The sequence below is a fragment of the Orbus hercynius genome, assembly GCF_003634275.1.
Lineage (GTDB): Bacteria > Pseudomonadota > Gammaproteobacteria > Enterobacterales > Orbaceae > Orbus > Orbus hercynius.
On sequence record NZ_RBWY01000001.1, the window covers coordinates 195,408 to 215,494 of the forward strand.

Sequence of the window (20,087 nt, forward strand, 5' to 3'; positions counted from 1 at the left end):
CGTGTTTTTCTATTTTGTTTGAGACTGACTTTACGTTTTTTTCTTATCAAGAAAGAACGTTTTATTTTGCTCAGTTTGTGCATATAAAGGATAAAACAGATAAATAAACCAAAATATAAACTGAGCATAATGAGTGCTAACATACTATCACTGTTTTTTTAATAAACTGACAATATCTTCCTTGGTGTCATCGGCAAATTCATTATCTTCGTCTTCCTCGATAGTTAAACCAAGTTGGTTCATGAGCGCATCAATGCGATCAAGCATTCTATCGAGATCTTGCTGTTGTTTGTTTGAAAGTGTTTCACCTTCATCAATCAAATCGAGCAATTGATCTAAATAAGGATCATTTTCTAATTGCTCAAGCTCTTTTTCAGGGGTGAGTTTGATTGGTTTTGCCGTTACTGGTTTAGTTTTGTGTGGTTTAGTCTGACTCACTGCACCATTTGCAACTAATGGAATTGGTTTTTTACTGCCAATTCGAGGATCATTGATAACATTATCGTTTTTTTTCGATGTGTTATCTGCACCTTGAATACGAGAGCCACTTGGTAGCCCTTTATGCTTGCGTTTACGTTTCAGTTGACGAGATTGTTCATTAATCTCTTCACGGCTTTTACTCGGTTTCTTTTTAATCATAATAGGCCATTTAATATTTCATTAATAATTCATCTGTATAGTGATGAACAAATAGGAACTGATGCAGGAAATTATACACTCAAGTCACTTTAATGTGCAGTATATATGTGATTTTAATTATTGCTTGACTAATTTTAATTGGTGAAAATCCATTTTATGTGTAAGCTAGCACAAACGGATCTTGCTAAGCGAGATTAATAAGAGCACGATGTTCATATTAATAAAGTGATAATTGTTTATGAGTAATCAGTTAAGTCCATATATGAAGTTTAGTCGTCAAGAGTGGGCATCTTTACGTAATGCTGTACCGATGACGCTAAGTGTTGATGAATTAAAGTCTTTACAAGGTATTAATGAAGAGCTATCGCTTGATGAGGTAACGGATATTTATTTGCCGCTCTCTCGATTGCTTAATTATTACATTGGTAATAATTTTACACGACAAGCCATTTTGGCTAAATTTTTAGGTAAAAATCATAAAACGCCGTATATTATCGGTATTGCAGGTAGCGTTGCTGTAGGCAAGAGCACCACTGCTCGGGTATTAAAAGCACTGTTAACTCGCTGGCCAGAACATCGCAAAGTTGCGTTAGTAACTACTGATGGTTTCTTATATCCGAATAAAGTGTTAGAAGAACGTGGTATTATGCATAAAAAGGGCTTTCCACAGTCATATGATTTGAAAAAGCTATTGCAATTTGTGTCTGATATTAAATCGGGTGTTTCACATGTTTCAGCCCCCGTTTATTCTCATCTGGTGTATGATATTGTTGAAAATGAATCGGTAGAAATTGAAAGTCCGGATATTTTGATTCTTGAAGGACTCAATGTATTACAAAATCCTGTTGATTGTCATGCGACCAGTAATCGGGTATTTGTGTCAGATTATGTTGATTTTTCGATTTATGTTGATGCTGAAAGACCATTATTACACGATTGGTATATTAACCGATTTTTAAAATTTAGGGCCGGTGCTTTTAGTGATCCAAACTCCTATTTCCACCATTATTCGCAGATCCCTGAAACGGAAGCGTTGAAAAAGGCTGAGCATATTTGGAAAAGTATTAATGAATTAAACTTACTTGAAAACATCTTACCTACTCGTGAAAGGGCGAGTTTAATTCTAACAAAAAGTGTTGACCATCGAGTCGATAATGTTCAACTGAGAAAATAACTAAATATCATTATTTAGTGAATATAACAAAAAGGAAGTAATTATGAAAAATATATTAAAAATGAGTCTTATTACATTAGCTGTTACTATGAGTGCATCGGCTTTAGCTAATCAATTTGAAGGTTTAACTTGTGCCGGTAAAAAAACCGCGATACAAACACAACTTGATTATGCTAAACAAGCGAATAATGTTTATCAAGTTCAAGGGCTAGAAAAAGCATTAACTGATGTGAACACTTATTGTTCTAATGATGATCTTGCAAAGAAATACCAAGAGAAAGTTCAAGAGAAAACAGCTAAATTGCAAGAGAAACAAGATGATTTAAAAGAAGCTCAGCTTAAAGGTGATCCAAGTAAAATAGCAAAACAGCAAGCAAAATTGCAAAAAGCTCAATATGAGTTACAAGAAGCACAAACTCAACTCGATTCATTTCATCAAAAACTAAAAGCAGAGTAGTTTATCTGGTTAATCTTAAACGCAATTTGGCATACAAATTGCGTTTTTTTTTACTTTATAAACGCATTTTGTCATGAGTGAAATTTAATCGTATGGCATTAAACGGTTTGATTATTTGGTATGCATATACTCAGTATTTGTGTCGCTCTTAGAATAGACAGATTAAATCATATATATTGAACAAGTCTGTTTGAAAAGATGTCGCAAAGAATGATAATTGAGTCATGATGTGTGTGATGAGCGAATGACAGGCATAAAAAAATCACCATCAGGTGATCTTAATAAATTGGTGGGTCGTGAAGGATTCGAACCTTCGACCAACGGATTAAAAGTCCGCTGCTCTACCGACTGAGCTAACGACCCACTAAAGGGACAATACCAATCAAATCTATTTCATCTTAAAGATGGTGGGTGATACCGGGTTCGAACCAGTGACCCCCTCCTTGTAAGGGAGGTGCTCTCCCAACTGAGCTAATCACCCTAAGGCTAAAACAAAATATTATTTTATTTTAACTTTCTACACAGTAAAGATTTGGTGGGTGATACCGGGTTCGAACCAGTGACCCCCTCCTTGTAAGGGAGGTGCTCTCCCAACTGAGCTAATCACCCTTACTGTGTGGAAAAGCATTATAAAGATCATGCTGCCCCAGTCAACTATTTTTTTTATTTTTCTGCAAATTATTACTCTTTCGTTTTAAATTTAAACACTTTTTGTGAGATTTTTCGCATTTGCTGTTTTTTTAAGCTATTACCAAGCGTATTTTAACTGACAATTAGATGCCGAAAAGATCAGGAGAGCATCTCATGTATTACATCACATTTTTTATCAAGGCAGAAAGTGTGCTTGGTTTTATTGTTCATCTTAAGGGTAAAAATTATAACATTCTTGACAAACAGACTATAGAAATTATTGATACTAGTGATATTAGCACAACCTTAAATTCATTCATTAGTCAATATTGCAGTTCAATTCTTCAACACCAAGACAGGATTATCTATCGCATAATTTTATTAGATAATCAAATTATGCATAGGCAATTGCAGCTACCTAATATTGGTTTACAGTCTGGTGAAATTGAGCAGTATATTGATAGCGTTTTAGCTAAAATTTTTCATACAGCGTTACCATTGAGTTATGATTATCTGCTTGAACCCGAGTTGAATCGGCACCAGAACCTTTGTGTTTACGCTTATCCTCAGTCAGTAATAAACCGTTATTTTCAGAGTATTCCTGTATCATCATTACATTTTCTTGGTATAACCACTGATTTACTTTCATCTTCAACAGTACTCGAACAGCATGCACCTTATTTTGAACAGTTAGCTTGTCAGTTTCAACTTGGTGGCATCAACTTTTTGCCTTGGCGTCAGCAACAAAAAAGGCATAAAAGAGTGGGTTTATTGATTGTTATTGCCTGCTATTTTCTAGTGAGTATTGTGATCACTGCATTACTATTTTGGCAAACAATAATCCAGTATCAGCAGCAAGTTAATGATAATTTACAGCTGCAGATGCGGTTAACTCAAAGCAATCGACAATTGGCTGAGTTGGTAGAATTAGATAGTCTCATTAGGCAGTTACAAGTTGATGTTGATAGGTCCGAATTACTAAATAAACGATTGATGATGTTGGTCAATGTATTCCGTTTGATGAGTAATCGCTTACCTGATGGGCTATGGCTTCGCTCATTTGAGTATGATAAGGACTCCATAGTGTTTATCGGCGAAAGTTTTTCTTATGATGATATTCTCACTTTTTCACAATTAATTGATGTGTCTGGTATTTTTCAACAACGTCAGGTGCTATCAGTGAATCAACATGATTACTTATTTCAGTTTAATTTATCCGTGCAAGTTATTCTTTGACCGACTTGGAAAAAAACTATGATTGAATGGCTTGATCGATTTTTGTTGCGCTCGGCGAAGGTCCGCCATTTGGTAATCATATTTAGCGTGAGCTTATTATTCCTTTTATTCTATTTTGTGTTCATTGCGCCAGTTAAAGCGCAATACTTACGTGAGCAACTTAATTACCAGTCTCTGTTTGCAGACATAAAATTGTTAGAACAAAAAATAAATTATTATCCAACAAAATCACAACTTTTAAACGCGATAGAGCATAATCGACACAATATAACCAAAGATAGTATAAGTACTATTACTGATTTAATTACATTTGTTTCACAGCAATTATCAAACAGTCATTTAGCACTAATTCAATTGGTGAGTCAAGACGGGGATAATTATGTGAATCTTAGTATGAAATTCTCTGGATTATACCATCATTTTGTCAATTTTATTGAGGTAATGTCACAGCAAAATATGGGGAGTAGTATGACCGGTCTCACCATTATAGAACAAGACAAACACTTAATTTTTTCAGTTAATATCTAATATGAAAATCGAGATGAGGATTGACGATGAGTTCTATAGCTCGCTTATTGTTGTGCGTTTTGCTGTATCTACCCAAGATAAGCATACCTGATGTTAAAGATCCTTTTTTATCACCGACTCTTAGTTCTTGTCAGCAATTGGAAGCAAACTTGATCACAAAAATTAATGGTTGGCAGTATTTTGGTGGAATACAGGACGAATCTTTACAATCAAAATATCCTGCAATCCTTGTATTACGTCATCAGCAGGCCTGGTTGACCATCTTTAATGGCGTCATTCCTTTGAGCTTACTGCCCTGGCAAATTTTAACGATTTCAACGAAGTCAATTAAATGGCAAGCACCGCTGCCTAACTATTGCCATAAAAATATTATTTTTACGATGAATTGGGGAGCAAGGTAAGATGAAACGATGCTTTATCATGAGTATGATTACATTAATAGCCACGCTTTGCTATTTAATTTAATCAAATGTATTGGCTCATGAGCAACAAGATACTGTGATTTCAATGCGTTTTCATCAAACACCAACGAGTATGATTTTACAATCATTAGCCGATTATCGTCAGATGAATTTAATCTCAGATGTTGCCGTTGATCAAATCCAAACGATTAATTTATACCATATCACTTGGGATAAGGCACTAGCGCTTATTACTCAAAATGCAAAACTGTATTATATTATTGATAATAATTTTTTAACGGTTGGACCTTTACCAAATCCTTCCGATGAATTAGAACAACAACGATTGCAGCAGAAAGAGCAGGAGTTATCTTTACCATTAGTCTACTTACCGTTAAAAATACATCATAGTGATATTACATCATTGTTAACTATCATTAAAGATCAACACGTATTATCTGAACGGGGGAACATCTTTATTGAGCAAAAGACCAATGTATTAGTCGTCTACGATATTGCCAAGAATGTCGATAAGATAAAAACATTAATTGAAATATTGGATCAGCCGACACCACAAGTTCAAATATCAGCTCACATTGTCACAATGAATAATGAAAGCGCTTCGGAGCTTGGTATAAAATGGGGATACACAGGTTCATCATCACAGTTTATAGATCAGCTTAATACTAATTTGGGCGCTAGTAGTCCTTCTACTGTAGTTGGTTTTAATTTGGCTAAGCGATCTGGTCATTTATTAAATTTAGAATTATCTGCACTCGAGGCTGAAAATCAATTAGATATTATTGCTAGTCCCATGTTAATGACAGCAGATAAACATACTGCATCGATTAAACAAGGTACTGAAATTCCTTACGAAGTTACAACAGGTTATAATGGCTCGACTTCAATTGAGTTTAAACAGGCAGTTTTAGGGCTGGAAGTTACGCCACGTTTGCTAAAAAATGGACTCATGGAACTTACCTTATATATAACACAAAATTCAGCGGGGCGATCAATTAAACGTAGCGATGATGGTGAAACGTTAGCAATTGACACACAAGAAATTCGTACGCAAGTGTTTGTTAACAGTGGTGAAACATTAGTGCTAGGCGGAATTTTTCAACAAACCAAACATCAAGATCATCGCACTGTGCCAGGTCTTAGCAAACTTCCTATTTTCGGAGGGTTGTTTCGATATAAAGGATCTAAACTTGAACGACGTGAGTTGGTGATTTTTATTACCCCACAAATAATCCAGTTTTAATTTACTTTTATGGTTGGCATCAATGGAGTATAATTATAACCATATATTATTGATAATAAGAGTGAGTTATGTTTCATATTGTAGCATCCGATCTTGACGGTACATTGTTAAATTCTCAGCATAGTTTATCTGCTTATACTAAAAAAATTCTCCAAGCATTACGAAAACAAAACATCAATTTTATTTTTGCAACTGGTCGCCATCACATTGATGTCGCACAAATGCGCGAAAATATGGCTATTGATGCTTTTATGATTACCTCAAATGGTGCAAGGGTACATGATAGTCAAGGCAATTTGATCTATAGTAAAAATGTTGATCCTAATATTGCTGCTGAAATTGCACAAATAGCGATGCATGAACCGCTTATTTATACACATGTTTATCGAGGAGATGAATGGTTGATTAATAAAGAAGATGAGTATTCTTTAGGCTATTTTAAAGATACTAATTTTACTTATCAGTTTTTCGATCCTCTAGACTTTGATACACATCATATTGCCAAAATCTATTTTTCGATTACTGAAGATGGGCATCATGCACATTTAGTTAAGGTGAAAAATCGGTTAGAAGCGAAATATGGGGCGCAAATTAGTGTCACTTTCTCTACATTAAATTGCTTAGAAGTTATGGGAAGTCAAGTTTCAAAAGGTTATGCTTTGCAAGCTGTCGCAAAACAGTTAGGATTTTCGGCACAAGATTGTATTGCATTTGGTGATGGAATGAATGATTTTGAGATGTTATCGATGGCGGGTAAGGGCTGTATTATGCAAAATGCTAGTGATGAACTAAAAATGCGATTGCCTCATTTAGAAATTATCGGTACAAATGCTGATGATGCAGTACCTCATTATTTGAATAAACTTTTTTTTGCCTCAGCGATTTAATATGCAAGCTGATAAAGAATTAGATACGTTGGGACTGCGTTGCCCAGAACCCATTATGTTAGTACGTAAAACAATAAGGGATATGGTCATTGGAGATGTCCTACATATTATTGCTGATGACCCTGCGACCGTAAGGGATATTCCAGGATTTTGTCGACATATGGATCATCAGCTACTACAGATGCAGACAGATCAAAAACCTTATCACTATTGGATTGCAAAACGCTAATTAGGCAGTAACTAATTTGTATTGATACAATCGAATGCTGAATGAAACAATAGGTACCTATGAGAGGTAAGTGCCTATTTTGTTAACTAAACCGACTAATATCCGTTACTATAGAGATCAGCATAAGCACTGCAACTATCTTCATCACCAAGTGCACAGGATTTTTGATATAACTCTTTGGACTTTGCATAGTTTTGCCGTACTCCAAGGCCTTCTTCATAGAGGCTAGCTAAGTTATAGCATCCGACCGATTCATCTAAATCACAGGCTTGTTTGTAATACTTAGCTGCTAGTGTATAGCTTTGTGTGACACCCTCTCCATTATCATACAAATAGCCAATGTTATTACAGCTAGATGCATGTTCGTTATTGCATCCTTTAGCGTATAATGCCATCGCTTTTGGTACATCCTGCTTAACACTATCACCTTCTTGATACATATTACCTAAATTGTAACAACCTGAACTTTCATTACCATTACAAGCTAATTCATATAATTTAAATGCTTGCTGGGTATCTTGATCTGTTCCTTCTCCATGATGGTAAAGGAATGCAAGATTATTACAACCGGTCATATTACCAAGATCACAGGCTTTTTTATAGAAAGTGAATGCTTTATTATTATCTTGCTCAATATTTGTTGAATATCGATACAGATAGCCTAGATTTGTACAGCTTTCAGCATAATTAGCATTACAGGCTTGCGAATAGAATTCGATGGCTTTTGCTGAATCTTGGGGGATTTCTGCCGTTCCTTCTTGATACAGGTAGGCAAGTTGATCACAACTTGCTAAATCACCATTTTTACAAGATAGTTCGTACTGTTTATCGGTTTGTGCATTAGCATTAGACATCAATCCAATTAAACATCCGCAACTAATTAATAGAGTAAATAGAATATTTTTCATAATTTCTTCTTATTTTATTCGTGAGTTGATAATGGTTATTTCCTGTATTTGCTCATAAATTATATCAAGCTATTTGTCTCTTCACACTTTTAATTCATCATTTATGCTTATCGTTGAAAAAACGTATCATTATTACAAACTATTTTCTCTAGCGTATTTTAAAATTTTCTCGTTATTGCTGTTATTGGCTTTAATATAATAGGTTTGTTACGCAGCTAAATTGGCTATCACTCAAGTGCTTATATTTTATCGATTGGATTAGTCTAAGCGTCATATTGATGATTGCTTAGTGTGATCAATTAATATTCAATGATTAAACACGACGCATAAATAACAAGAGTATTTATTAACTCAGGAGGCATGAGGGAGTTTTACTCCCTCTAATTTTTAACTACATTAGAAAATCCATAAGAAGGGTTTATCATCGTCAAACGGTGAGCTAACATTACTCAAGTTTGCTTCTATAAGCTGGTTGGTTTTATTCGCTTCTTCTGTTAACCCTAATTGGTTATAGGCATCACGCATTAATAATAGCGCATGTTTAGTCGCATCGGTATCAGGGAAGGTTTGTAGCATCCCATCAACACGATTAACCACGGCCACATAGGCACCTCGATCAGTGTAATATTTAGCCACTTTTAATTGATATTTGGCTAAACGATTTTTTAGAAATACTAAACGTTTTTCTGCATCATAACTGTAAGGACTATTAGGGAAATTCAGAATTAAATAATTGAAGTCTTTAAAAGCAGCTTGCGCAAATGCGGTATCCCGATCCGATCGATCAACATTGAACCACCCTTGGATTTGATTATCATCTTGAGCCATGTTAGCAAGTCCACGCATATAAATGACCCAATCGACATTAGGACTTGTTGGATTGAGTTTTAAAAAGCGGTCGATAGATGCTACAGCAAGTGGTAAGTCACCTGATTTATAATAGGCATAAATTAAATCAAGTTGAACTTGCTGTGAGTATGGGCCAAAGGGATATGCTTTATCGAGTTCTTCTAAAATTGTAATTGTTGAACGAATATTGCCGCTTTGTAATTCCTGATCTGCTTTGGCGTAGAGTTCTGATTCTGGTACATTTTCCACATCGGGCTTGGAGGCCGTACAGCCGATTAATAAACCCGTTATTACTGCGATAAAAGAATATTTAAGATATAATTTCATTCAATCATTAATCCATTAGTATGTATTTTAAAATCTTGGCATCAAGTTTTAGATAAACTTTTATGTCAGAAATGCAAAATAAACATTAACCCATTTAAGTGTATATGATACTCTAATTTATCATAGCTTAAAACACTCAAGAGTGAAAACTCCTCATAGTATAGATAATTATGTCAAATAGCACACTACAAAAAATAGAATTAATTGCAGATATTGAGCAACATCAATTAGGCATGCGATTAGATCAGGCTCTTGCTGAGATATTTTCTCAGTACTCTCGCTCACGAATTAAAGACTGGATTGTCAATGGTTACGTTAAAGTTAACGATGTTGTCGTCGATAAGCCCAAAGAACGTGTATTAGGAGGAGAACATATTGTTCTAACCGCATTGATTGAGGAAGAGACCAATCATCAAGCACAGCCAATTTCACTCAATATTGTTTATGAAGATGATGATATTTTAGTGATTAATAAACCACGTGATTTAGTTGTTCACCCTGGTGCGGGTAATCCAAACGGTACAATATTAAATGCCTTGCTGTATCATTATCCACAAATCGCAACCGTCCCACGAGCTGGTATTGTGCACCGTTTAGATAAAGATACAACCGGTTTGATGGTTGTCGCTAAAACAATAGAGGCACAAACTCGTTTAGTTGAGTCACTTCAATTACGGGAGATTACCCGTGAATATGAGGCGGTGATTATGGGGATTATCACTGCGGGCGGAAAAGTGGATCAGCCGATTACTCGTCATCCAACTAAACGAACACATATGGCTGTATTTCCAACGGGTAAGCCGGCGGTAACGCATTATCGTGTGATGGAAAAATACCGTGCTCATACCCGATTACGTTTACGTCTTGAAACCGGGCGAACTCACCAAATTCGTGTCCATATGGCGCATATTGCACATCCTTTAATTGGTGATCCGTTATATGGTGGTAGACCAAGACCGCCGAAAGGTGCGTCCGAAGCGTTTATTCATGTTTTACGTGATTTTGATCGTCAAGCACTACATGCAACGATGTTAAGATTATTCCATCCTATTAGTGGTGAGCAGATGGAATGGCATGCGCCAATTCCCGATGATATGATGCAATTAATCAAAGTCTTACAAGAAGATACGCGCTTGCATCAAGATGAAATTGACTGGTAGAAGAAACGAGATGAAGGTGATTTATCCGAGTTGGCCTGTGCCTACCCATGTGCATGCTCTGACGACTACGCGTCAGGGCGGCATTAGCCAATCACCTTACGACTTTCTGAATTTAGGGATTCACGTTGGCGATGATCTTAATCGGGTCATTCACAACCGTCAATTGTTGAGCTCTGCCTTGTCATTGCCAAATGAGCCGGTATGGCTCAATCAAATACATAGTACTAAAGTACTTGATTTAGCCAATTACCAACTCACAGATGCGGATGGTTCATACAGTAATCAAGCAAAGTCAGTGAGTGCCGTATTGACTGCTGATTGTTTGCCTGTCTTATTTTGCTCAAAGCAAGGTGATGAAATTGCAACCGCCCATGCTGGGTGGCGTGGTTTATGTAATGGTATTTTAGAAAATACGGTGCGTCATTTTAACTGTTCCGCGTCGCAGATTATGGCTTGGCTTGGTCCAGCTATTGGCCCGAAGCGATTTGAAGTAGGTCAAGAGGTGAAAAATCAGTTTGTCGATTATGATGCTGATGCTATAAAGGCATTTGTACTCATTAATGCTAGCGAGCAAAAATATCTTGCGGATCTTTATTTACTTGCGCGGCAACGTTTGCAATCAGTGGGTATCCGCCAGATTTATGGTGGGGATTACTGTACTTACACACAAAGCGAATTATTTTATTCCTACCGGCGTGAACAACAGACCGGTAGAATGGCATCGCTCATTTGGTTCGACTAGTTAAAGGGTTTTTCCTTTTAATAGTACGTTGGCAATCAGTGTGGAGATAAATGTCCCGCCAATACTGATTAACGCGATAAGCATCGCGATGAACACAGTCTCATCGTCAGCGAACGCCGTTATTATTCCCACTATCAAGCTATAAATGAAATAAATGATACAACCCAGCGTTGGCAGTAGCCACAGCATTTTCGCCTTAGAACGTTTTAGAGATAAAGCACCATAGAGAATACCGGTAATTAAGGCCGGAATAAACGTCACAATATAGGCGATAGTGACAAATAGCTGAAAGTCTTTTGCTTTAAAATAAAAACTAGCATTGTCTTGCAGGCTTAAGAATAGATAGGCGAAAGTGCCATTAAAAATTGGACTAATAATAAAAAATAACAGTAATGATAAAAGGATATAGTAATATTTTTTCAAGGTAATAGTCCTATTAACGTTATAAATGAAACGATTATATCGAGTTACAAAAATAGCTCTAGTAGCGAATTAAGAAATAATTTACCATGCGGCGTTAAATACCAATAATGGTTATCTTCAGTGATATAACCTTTTTGTATAGCTTGTTCAATTGGCCGCTCGACAGTCTGAATTGGCAGTTGTGTCCGTTGCTCAAAACGCGCTTTAGGCGCTGCTTCAAATAGGCGAAATTGATTCATAAAAAACTCAAAAGGCAGTTCATCTTGCGGAACAATATAGGATTTTTCTAAGTATCGTCCGGTCATATAACCTTTTGGGTGGCGTGTTTTTATCGTACGCATAATGCGCCCATCGGGCTGGGTGAGCTTACCGTGTGCACCACAACCGATACCTAAATAATCACCAAAGCGCCAGTAATTAAGGTTATGTTGGCATTGAAAACCGGCTTTTGCATAAGCGGATGTTTCATATTGCTCATAACCATTTGTGGTTAATAATTGATGACCTTGTTGATAAATATCCCACAAAGCATCTTCATCAGGCAATTTGGGTGGTTTTGAACCAAAGAGCGTATTAGGCTCAATGGTGAGTTGATACCAAGATAGGTGTGGTGGTGATAGCGCAACCGCTTGGCTAAGATCTGATAAAGCATCAGCTAATGACTGCGTGGGTAAACCGTGCATCAAATCAAGGTTAAAACTGCGCAAAGGCAATGATTGTGCTAGCTGTGCGGCTTTAATTGCATCATTGGGATTATGCACGCGACCAAGCTGAACTAACTTATCGGCTTGAAAACTTTGCACACCAATTGAAATACGATTAATACCTGCATCAAGATAACCGACAAAATAGCTAGCATCGGCTGAATTAGGATTGGCTTCTAGCGTAATTTCGGCATTGTCTTCAAAATCAATATAAGAGCGGATGGTAGTTAATAAATGTGCAATGAGTTCCGACGAAAAAAGACTCGGTGTACCACCGCCAATAAAAATGGAGTGGATGGCACGGCCAAGGCTCAATGGCAAATCATGCCGTAAGTCAGCGAGTAGATGCTCAATATACGCTTCATAAGGTGGCGTTTGCTTAATGTTATGTGAATTAAAGTCACAATAGGGGCATTTTTGCACACACCAAGGCATATGAATATAGAGGCTTAACGGAATTACGCTCATCACTTAATTGACTTCTTGCCATAAAATCATATTTTGTTCCTCAATATTTGAAGCATCAAAACTGACTGCCGGTATCTCTTCACGATCAAACGCGAGATCGCCACCGTTAACAATAGTATCGCCTTTTTTAATGGCTTTAAAATCAAAGAGATTCGTATCACAAAGATGAGATAGCGTAATGTTTTGTGTGGCACGAAACATCGTCTCAATCCGGCCTGGAAATTTTTTATCCCAATCATTGAGCATCTCTTTAATCACTTGACGTTGCAAGTTAGGTTGAGAGCCGCAAAGATTACAAGGAATGATTGGGAAGTTTTTTAATTGTGCATAAGCACTAATATCTTTCTCTTTGCAATAGGCTAATGGCCTAATAACAATGTGTTCACCGGTATCATTCATTAGCTTGGGCGGCATCGCTTTTATTTTGCCACCATAAAACATATTTAAAAATAAGGTTTCTAAAATGTCATCTCGGTGATGGCCCAGTGCGATTTTAGTTGCCCCCAATTCGGTTGCGGTGCGGTATAAGATGCCTCTTCTCAAGCGTGAGCAGAGTGAACAAGTTGTTTTGCCTTCAGGCACTTTTTCTTTCACAATACCATAGGTATTCTCTTCCACAATCTTATATTCCACGCCCAATGATTGCAAGTATTGTGGCAATATATGATCAGGGAAGCCGGGTTGTTTTTGATCAAGATTGACGGCGATTAAATCAAAATGAACGGGCGCGCTCATTTTCAAATTCATTAAAATATCAAGCAGCGTATAGCTATCTTTGCCGCCTGATAAGCAGACCATAATACGATCGCCTTCTTCAATCATATTGAAATCAGCGATCGCTTCACCAACTTGTCGTCTTAAACGTTTATGTAATTTATTTTGATTATAAACTTTCATGTCACTTATTTTATGATGGAGTGTTAAAAAAACGTTTTGGCATAAAACGTAATAAAACGTTAGCTAAGTAATCACTGGCCGGCGTTATTAAGAACCAGCTGAGTACAATACTGGTAATGGCTAATGAACCGACATAGACATCAGTAAACCAGTGTGCACCAGCAATAATACGTGGTGCTGAAAAAATAACTACAACGATAGCTGATTGAATAAACGCTTTTAAGCCAAAATAGCGCCACATAAATGCGGCAAAAATCATTAACATCATACCATGATCACCCGGAAAACTGTCCCCTGATGCATCTTTGGTGCCGAAATGGGTCAGTTTAGAGATACGATTGACGGGTTCAAATTGTTCAAAGTAGAGCGTTGGGCTTTCATGTGCAATGGGGATAAAACGACCCCATTGCTTGATGCAAACAGCCATGATAAGCATCATTAAACCAATAACAATCATTCTTCGTTTATTTGCATTGTTCTGCTTATGAAAATAGCAAAAGTACAACAGCGCCATGGCTAAAAATGAGACAATATCAAAGCTGCGGTGATTCGTTATAGCAATAAGATAGAGAAAACCTTGATGGCTACCATCTAAAAACTGATTAAAATAATGGAATACATCGGAATCAATATTGAACCAAAAACCCTGACGATAGGTATAGTATTGACTGAATAATAGCACAATACCAAAGACGTTCCATAAGAGGATCTGCGTTAATTTTTTTTTCATCATCTACACTCAATAAAATTAATCAGCTCGGCTCATATAGCGGCGCTCTGCGACGTGAATTTTAATTTTTTCGCCATTATCAATATATTCTGGTACTTGCACAGTTAAACCGGTTGTCAACGTAGCGGGTTTACTGCGTGCACTGGCAGATGCCCCTTTGATACCTGGATTGGTTTCAACAATTTCCAGTTCTACGGTTTGTGGAAGTTCAAGGGCGATGATTTGTCCATCAACAGTTAACACATGTATGCCAGGAATACCGCCTTCAGGAATAAACAGTAATTCATCTTCGATTTGTTCTTGTTTAAATGAATAAGGTGTAAAGTCTTCATCATCCATAAAAACATATTCATCGCCATCAATATAGGAGAAGGTGACAGGGCGACGATTAAGTTCGATAGTCTCTAAAATATCATCGCCTTTAAAACGCTCTTCAACTTTTAAACCGGTTTTTACATCTGCAAAACGCATTTTATAGAGAGTACTTGCGCCACGGGCACTTGGGCTTTGTACTTCAACATCTTTAACAAGTAATAATTTGCCGTTATAAGCGATTGCATCGCCACGCTTAACTTCGTTTGCCTTTGCCATAATTTTGTACCTAATTGTAATATGCTAAAATAAGCTCGCTATTTTAGCGCTATCTTGCTATTGTCACCAGCAAATTTATTGAATAAGGCATGAGTTGTGAATTGTGGTTTTCAATGTCGAGAAAATTGTGGTGCCTGCTGCGTAGTGCCATCTATTTCCAGTTCAATTCCAGGAATGCCAAATGGTAAACTTGCTGGCGAGCCTTGTGTTCAGCTCGATAACCAACACCGTTGTTTACTGTTTGGTAAAACATCAAGACCAACAGTATGCGTTCGATTACAACCTAATCAGGAAATGTGCGGTAATAATCGACAAGACGCTGTTGATTATCTACAAAATCTAGAAAAACAGACTCAACCTTAAATAATTTTAATATAAGATAAGTTTTATTAGAATTATTTATCTCGCATCCGCTTTTTTTTGTTAAACTTCCCACAAATTTATTTTTATTAACATTTTAATATGCAAAATACTCTTAAACGTGATCTTAAAGCGCGTCATCTTACGATGATTGCAATCGGTGGCTCGATCGGAACGGGCTTATTTGTTGGTTCAGGCGCAACAATCGCCCAAGCAGGCCCTGCTGGTGCATTACTGTGTTATGTGATTATTGGACTGATGGTTTACTTTTTAATGACAAGTCTTGGTGAGCTCGCTGCTTATCTTCCCGTATCGGGGACCTTTGCCACCTATGGTGCTCGTTATGTCGATGAATCATTCGGTTTCGCAATTGGCTGGAATTATTGGTATAACTGGGCAATTACCGTTGCCGTCGACTTGGTTGCCGCTCAACTTGTTATTTCTTATTGGTTAGATTCTGGTAGTTATAGTTGGCTGTGGAGTTTGTTATTTTTAAGTCTGATTTTTGCCTTAAACTATATTTCAGTAAAAGGATTTGGTGAGGCTGAATTTTGGTTTGCACTCATTAAAGTTGTCACTGTTATTGTATTTATCATACTCGGCGTAGCCATGATTGCAGATATCTTTTTGAATTGGTTCAATCATGCGACCTTAGTGCAAGTCGATGGCGTGACAACAGTTGTCTCTAATGCCCCTAGTCCATGGCAAAATTGGCAAATTGGTGATGCGCCTTTTGTTGGGGGATTTGCTTCGATGATTGGCGTAGCGATGATTGTTGGATTTTCATTTCAGGGGACTGAGCTTATCGGCATTGCAGCGGGTGAATCAGAGGAGCCAGAAAAGAACATTCCTAAATCAATGAAACAGGTTTTTTGGCGTATTTTACTATTTTATGTATTAGCTATTTTTGTGGTTAGTTTAATTATTCCTTATACCGATCCATTGTTATTACGTAATGATGAAGCTGATATTAGTGTAAGTCCTTTTACGTTGGTATTTGAAAATTCCGGCTTACTCTTTGCTGCAGCGCTGATGAATGCCGTGATTTTAACCTCAGTCTTATCTGCGGGTAACTCAGGTATGTACGCCTCAACTCGTATGCTTTATGCACTAGCAAAAGAAGGTAAAGCACCAAGAATTTTTGCACGTTTATCTAAATCGGGTGTGCCAAGAATGGCCTTATTCGCCACAACTTGTGTTGCTATGCTCTGTTTTCTCACCTCAATGTTTGAAGATAAACGTGTTTATCTTTGGTTACTGAACTTATCAGGTATGACGGGCTTTATTGCTTGGTTAGGTATCGCAATCAGTCATTATCGCTTTAGAAAGGGATATATTGCACAAGGGTTGGATATTCAACAATTACCCTATCGTTCAAGCTTATTTCCATTTGGACCAATATTTGCGTTTGTGCTTTGTTTAATTATTACGCTTGGACAGAATTATGAAGCATTTTTACAAGATCAGATTGATTGGAATGGCGCAATTGCAACCTATATTGGTATTCCAATGTTCTTATTGATTATGCTCGGTTACAAGCTAGTTAAACGTACAAAGTGGGTGAAGTATCAAGATATGGATTTTAGTCGCATTAAACCCTAGTTAGACTAAGTTGTTCATTAAGATAACAAGTATCGCGCTGCGCTGCGCGATACAGTATCACTGAATATAGGGAAAGTAGAAGAATATTAGCGACTACGAAAGATAATGCGGGCTTTAGATAAGTCATATGGGGTCATTTCAACCGTGACTTTATCGCCAGTTAAAATTCGGATATAGTTTTTGCGCATTTTGCCAGAAATGTGCGCAGTAACAACATGACCATTTTCTAGTTCTACACGAAACATTGTGTTAGGTAATGTATCAAGTATTGTGCCTTGCATTTCAATGTTATCTTCTTTTGCCATTGGGTCCTCGTGATGTTTATTTTACTAAAAGTGCTAAATTTACCTACATACAAGATCTTGCTGATTTAGTATGTACCAGTCTTTCCAAATGATAAATAGCGACAAAATGATGCCCAAAAAATTGCCAGATGTAAAGTGGTTTCTATGATTTTAGCGAATTAAGTTTACTTTAGCTAAGATACTGTTCGTTTTTTAACAATATACTTTGGGGCTATTGTAACACATCAACGAACAGTTTATTAGCAACTTTGGTACTATTGGTACTTTTTGCCAGTAATACGACACCACTCTTCTTGCGTTGAGATAGGGTCAAGATCAAAATGAGTTTGGTAAGCCTTACAAACTCTGTCTGACTGATTCTCTAAAATTCCAGATAACCCGAGTAAGCCAGAAGGCTTGATTAGAATACGAATATTGGGTTCTAATTCAGTTAAAGGACCGGCTAAGATATTAGCAACAACAACATCGGCTAATAGGTGATCAGGAATATCCTTTGCTAGATAAAGTGCAAGTTTCTCGCTGACGTTATTGCGCTGGGCATTATCGCGGCTCGCTTGCAGGGCTTGTGGATCGATATCAATACCGATTGCGGCTTTAGCACCGAGTTTTAATGCTGCGATAGCCAGAATCCCTGAGCCACAGCCATAATCAATAATCGTTTTACCTTGTAAGTCTAAACTGTCTAGCCATGCTAAGCACAGCGCCGTTGTTGGATGCGTTCCTGTGCCAAAAGCCAGCCCAGGATCAAGCATAACGTTGACTGCATTGGGATCGGGAATTTCACGCCAGCTTGGGCAAATCCAGAGTCGCTGACCAAATTGCATTGGGTGAAAATCATCCATCCATTCACGTTCCCAATCTTTATCTTCAAGCTGTTCGATTTTATAGTGCAGATTATCATTAAATAATGGTGATAATTTTAAGACTTCAATGAGCTGCTCGGTATTGGTTTCAGCCTCATATAAACCAATTACATCAGTATTACCCCATAAACGGGTTTCACCCGGCAATGGTTCAAATACTGGCGTATCGTAGGTATCTTGAAAAGTCACCGACACTGCGCCACTCTCTTCGAGTAAATCACTCAACGGCTCGGCAAGTTCATAGGTTGTGTTAATTTTGAGTTGGATCCAAGGCATTATCTATCCTTTTTTTGTAAAGAGTTACCCAATTGGTTGGCAATAAGAAACGTGATTAATCCTAAGATTAATGCGGGTACAATGGGATGAAAATCAAATAATTTAATATTAAAACTTGCCAAAATGGCATAACATGCTGCCCCTGAAATCATTGAGCTTAGTGCACCACAAGCATTGGCTTTTTTCCAATATAAACCTAATACTAAAGGCCATAAAAAGACGGCTTCAAGTCCACCAAAGGCAAGTAAATTTAACCAAATGACCATATCAGGTGGGGTCCAGGCGGCTAAAATTAATAATCCACCAAAAATAAACGTAATAACCACCGATAATCGCGTGAGCAATTTGTCGTATTTCTTCATCTCGGGTTTAATAGATAAAAAGAGATCCTTGATAATCACTGACGAGACTTGTAGTAATTGTGAGTTGATTGTTGACATAATTGCGGCTAATGGCGCAGCAAGGAAAATACCCGCAGCAATAGGGGGCAATACTTGCACAATTAAATTGGGCACTACTTGATCAGGAATCGCGAGATCGGGCAAGATAGCATGCCCAAGTGCGCCTGATAAGTGCATGGTAAACATGATAATTGCCACAATGATCGTACCGAGAATAATACCACGATGCACCGCTTTACTATCTTTATACGCCATACATCTCACCGCGGTATGTGGTAAGCCAACTACGCCAAAACAAACTAAAATCCAAAATGATGCCATAAATGGAAAGTCCATAAAATTATTTGGACCTTGTGGCGTGAGCAGCGCCGGATCTATTTGCTTTATCTCGCTTAGTATATTTGGCAATCCACCACCGACGTAAATGACTGCGATGAGTAAAATGATAGCACCAACAAGCATGACAATACCTTGAAAGGCATCATTTAAAATACCGGCTCGAAAACCTCCAAAAGCGGTATAGATAACAGTACCAATACCAAATATCAGTAATCCATAACCATAGGGGATTCCCACTGAAGATTCAAGTAAACGAGCGCCACCGATGAATTGCACGGTCATTGCACCAATAAAGGCAACGACAATTGCAAGGCTTGCAAACCAGACGATTAAATGGCTTTTATAGCGTACATATAACATATCACTTAAGGTTATTGCATTGTATTGACGGGCAAGAATAGCAAATTTTTTACCTAAAATGCCTAGTGACAATAAAACGGTTGGTACTTGAATCATCGCTAGCAACACCCATCCCAAACCGAATTTATAAGCAGCCCCTGGACCGCCAATAAATGAGCTGGCACTGATATAAGTTGCAGCAATTGTCATGGCAAGTAAAAATCCGCCCATTGTTCTATTACCGATAAAGTAATCAGTAAATTGGTCGGTTTTTTTGCGCTTGAGATAAGCATAGCCTGAGATTGCAAAGACGAGTATTAAATATAATATTAAAGGAATAATGATATCGATATGCATG

At 37.4% G+C, this 20,087-nt stretch carries 23 protein-coding genes and 3 tRNA genes; 12 read left to right on the forward strand and 14 right to left on the reverse strand.

Features of this window, described 5'->3' with window-relative positions:
• Positions 1-147: 147 nt before the first annotated feature.
• Positions 148-639, reverse strand: a complete 492-nt coding sequence (gene yihI / locus DES39_RS00965) for a Der GTPase-activating protein YihI (RefSeq protein ID WP_121143909.1) — start codon at positions 637-639, stop codon at positions 148-150.
• A gap of 238 nt (positions 640-877) precedes the next feature.
• Between yihI and coaA the strand changes: the two genes are divergently transcribed.
• Positions 878-1,813, forward strand: coding sequence for a type I pantothenate kinase (coaA, locus tag DES39_RS00970; RefSeq protein WP_121143910.1), 936 nt, complete (start codon positions 878-880; stop codon positions 1,811-1,813).
• Positions 1,814-1,856: 43 nt separating this feature from the next.
• On the forward strand, positions 1,857-2,270 hold the full coding sequence (locus DES39_RS00975; RefSeq protein WP_121143911.1) for a DUF1090 domain-containing protein: 414 nt from the start codon (positions 1,857-1,859) through the stop codon (positions 2,268-2,270).
• A 287-nt stretch (positions 2,271-2,557) separates the two neighbouring features.
• Here DES39_RS00975 and DES39_RS00980 read toward each other — a convergent pair.
• The 3 genes from DES39_RS00980 to DES39_RS00990 all read right to left on the reverse strand — a co-directional run bounded on the left by DES39_RS00980 (position 2,558) and on the right by DES39_RS00990 (position 2,879).
• A tRNA-Lys gene (locus DES39_RS00980) sits at positions 2,558-2,633 on the reverse strand.
• Positions 2,634-2,675: 42 nt separating this feature from the next.
• A tRNA-Val gene (locus tag DES39_RS00985) sits at positions 2,676-2,751 on the reverse strand.
• 52 nt (positions 2,752-2,803) lie between these two features.
• Positions 2,804-2,879 (reverse strand) — tRNA-Val (locus DES39_RS00990).
• A 195-nt stretch (positions 2,880-3,074) separates the two neighbouring features.
• Here DES39_RS00990 and DES39_RS00995 point away from each other — a divergent pair.
• From DES39_RS00995 to tusA, 6 genes are all read left to right on the forward strand, one after another.
• A complete protein-coding gene (locus DES39_RS00995; protein ID WP_170143297.1) occupies positions 3,075-4,136 on the forward strand; it encodes a PilN domain-containing protein in 1,062 nt (353 codons plus the stop codon).
• An 18-nt stretch (positions 4,137-4,154) separates the two neighbouring features.
• Entirely contained in the window at positions 4,155-4,664 is a 510-nt protein-coding gene (locus DES39_RS01000; protein ID WP_121143913.1) for a hypothetical protein, read from the forward strand.
• A gap of 26 nt (positions 4,665-4,690) precedes the next feature.
• Positions 4,691-5,065 carry a hypothetical protein gene (locus DES39_RS01005; RefSeq protein ID WP_121143914.1) on the forward strand — a complete coding sequence of 125 codons (375 nt, stop codon included), beginning with the start codon at positions 4,691-4,693 and terminating at the stop codon, positions 5,063-5,065.
• Between the two features lie 73 nt (positions 5,066-5,138).
• On the forward strand, positions 5,139-6,329 hold the full coding sequence (locus DES39_RS01010; RefSeq protein WP_147405405.1) for a secretin N-terminal domain-containing protein: 1,191 nt from the start codon (positions 5,139-5,141) through the stop codon (positions 6,327-6,329).
• 68 nt (positions 6,330-6,397) lie between these two features.
• Entirely contained in the window at positions 6,398-7,216 is an 819-nt protein-coding gene (locus tag DES39_RS01015) for a Cof-type HAD-IIB family hydrolase (RefSeq protein WP_121143916.1), read from the forward strand.
• Between the two features lies 1 nt (position 7,217).
• Complete coding sequence (gene tusA, locus DES39_RS01020; RefSeq protein ID WP_121143917.1) at positions 7,218-7,445, forward strand: sulfurtransferase TusA; 228 nt, start codon at positions 7,218-7,220, stop codon at positions 7,443-7,445.
• 95 nt (positions 7,446-7,540) lie between these two features.
• On the opposite strand, the gene DES39_RS01025 is transcribed toward tusA, so the two are convergent.
• Complete coding sequence (locus DES39_RS01025) at positions 7,541-8,353, reverse strand: tetratricopeptide repeat protein (protein ID WP_121143918.1); 813 nt, start codon at positions 8,351-8,353, stop codon at positions 7,541-7,543.
• Positions 8,354-8,749: 396 nt separating this feature from the next.
• Positions 8,750-9,529, reverse strand: coding sequence for an outer membrane protein assembly factor BamD (bamD, locus tag DES39_RS01030; protein ID WP_121143919.1), 780 nt, complete (start codon positions 9,527-9,529; stop codon positions 8,750-8,752).
• Positions 9,530-9,699: 170 nt separating this feature from the next.
• On the opposite strand from bamD, the gene rluD reads away from it, so the two are divergent.
• On the forward strand, positions 9,700-10,689 hold the full coding sequence (gene rluD, locus DES39_RS01035) for a 23S rRNA pseudouridine(1911/1915/1917) synthase RluD (RefSeq protein ID WP_121143920.1): 990 nt from the start codon (positions 9,700-9,702) through the stop codon (positions 10,687-10,689).
• A 10-nt stretch (positions 10,690-10,699) separates the two neighbouring features.
• The gene (pgeF, locus tag DES39_RS01040) at positions 10,700-11,431 is read left to right on the forward strand and encodes a peptidoglycan editing factor PgeF (RefSeq protein WP_121143921.1); all 732 of its coding nucleotides are present in this window, start codon (positions 10,700-10,702) and stop codon (positions 11,429-11,431) included.
• On the opposite strand, the gene DES39_RS01045 is transcribed toward pgeF, so the two are convergent.
• The 5 genes from DES39_RS01045 to yeiP are packed head-to-tail and all read right to left on the reverse strand — an operon-like array spanning position 11,432 to position 15,244.
• Positions 11,432-11,854: a hypothetical protein gene (locus DES39_RS01045; RefSeq protein WP_121143922.1), complete on the reverse strand. Its 423-nt coding sequence runs from the start codon at positions 11,852-11,854 to the stop codon at positions 11,432-11,434.
• A gap of 44 nt (positions 11,855-11,898) precedes the next feature.
• Positions 11,899-13,029 carry a radical SAM family heme chaperone HemW gene (gene hemW / locus DES39_RS01050; RefSeq protein WP_121143923.1) on the reverse strand — a complete coding sequence of 377 codons (1,131 nt, stop codon included), beginning with the start codon at positions 13,027-13,029 and terminating at the stop codon, positions 11,899-11,901.
• On the reverse strand, positions 13,030-13,923 hold the full coding sequence (ttcA, locus tag DES39_RS01055; RefSeq protein ID WP_121143924.1) for a tRNA 2-thiocytidine(32) synthetase TtcA: 894 nt from the start codon (positions 13,921-13,923) through the stop codon (positions 13,030-13,032).
• Positions 13,924-13,933: 10 nt separating this feature from the next.
• On the reverse strand, positions 13,934-14,656 hold the full coding sequence (locus tag DES39_RS01060) for a phosphatase PAP2 family protein (protein WP_121143925.1): 723 nt from the start codon (positions 14,654-14,656) through the stop codon (positions 13,934-13,936).
• 15 nt (positions 14,657-14,671) lie between these two features.
• Positions 14,672-15,244, reverse strand: coding sequence for an elongation factor P-like protein YeiP (gene yeiP / locus DES39_RS01065; protein WP_121143926.1), 573 nt, complete (start codon positions 15,242-15,244; stop codon positions 14,672-14,674).
• A 96-nt stretch (positions 15,245-15,340) separates the two neighbouring features.
• On the opposite strand from yeiP, the gene DES39_RS01070 reads away from it, so the two are divergent.
• Together DES39_RS01070 and DES39_RS01075 are read left to right on the forward strand one after the other, a co-directional pair.
• Positions 15,341-15,607, forward strand: a complete 267-nt coding sequence (locus tag DES39_RS01070; RefSeq protein ID WP_121143927.1) for a YkgJ family cysteine cluster protein — start codon at positions 15,341-15,343, stop codon at positions 15,605-15,607.
• 99 nt (positions 15,608-15,706) lie between these two features.
• The gene (locus tag DES39_RS01075; protein ID WP_121143928.1) at positions 15,707-17,206 is read left to right on the forward strand and encodes an amino acid permease; all 1,500 of its coding nucleotides are present in this window, start codon (positions 15,707-15,709) and stop codon (positions 17,204-17,206) included.
• Between the two features lie 86 nt (positions 17,207-17,292).
• On the opposite strand, the gene infA is transcribed toward DES39_RS01075, so the two are convergent.
• The 3 genes from infA to panF all read right to left on the reverse strand — a co-directional run bounded on the left by infA (position 17,293) and on the right by panF (position 20,086).
• The gene (gene infA, locus DES39_RS01080; protein WP_025315083.1) at positions 17,293-17,511 is read right to left on the reverse strand and encodes a translation initiation factor IF-1; all 219 of its coding nucleotides are present in this window, start codon (positions 17,509-17,511) and stop codon (positions 17,293-17,295) included.
• A gap of 254 nt (positions 17,512-17,765) precedes the next feature.
• Positions 17,766-18,650 (reverse strand): 50S ribosomal protein L11 methyltransferase, encoded by an 885-nt coding sequence (gene prmA / locus DES39_RS01085; RefSeq protein ID WP_121143929.1) that lies wholly within the window; start codon positions 18,648-18,650, stop codon positions 17,766-17,768.
• Positions 18,650-20,086: a sodium/pantothenate symporter gene (gene panF / locus DES39_RS01090; RefSeq protein ID WP_121143930.1), complete on the reverse strand. Its 1,437-nt coding sequence runs from the start codon at positions 20,084-20,086 to the stop codon at positions 18,650-18,652. Before panF ends, prmA begins: the two co-directional genes overlap by 1 nt.
• Position 20,087: the final 1 nt, after the last annotated feature.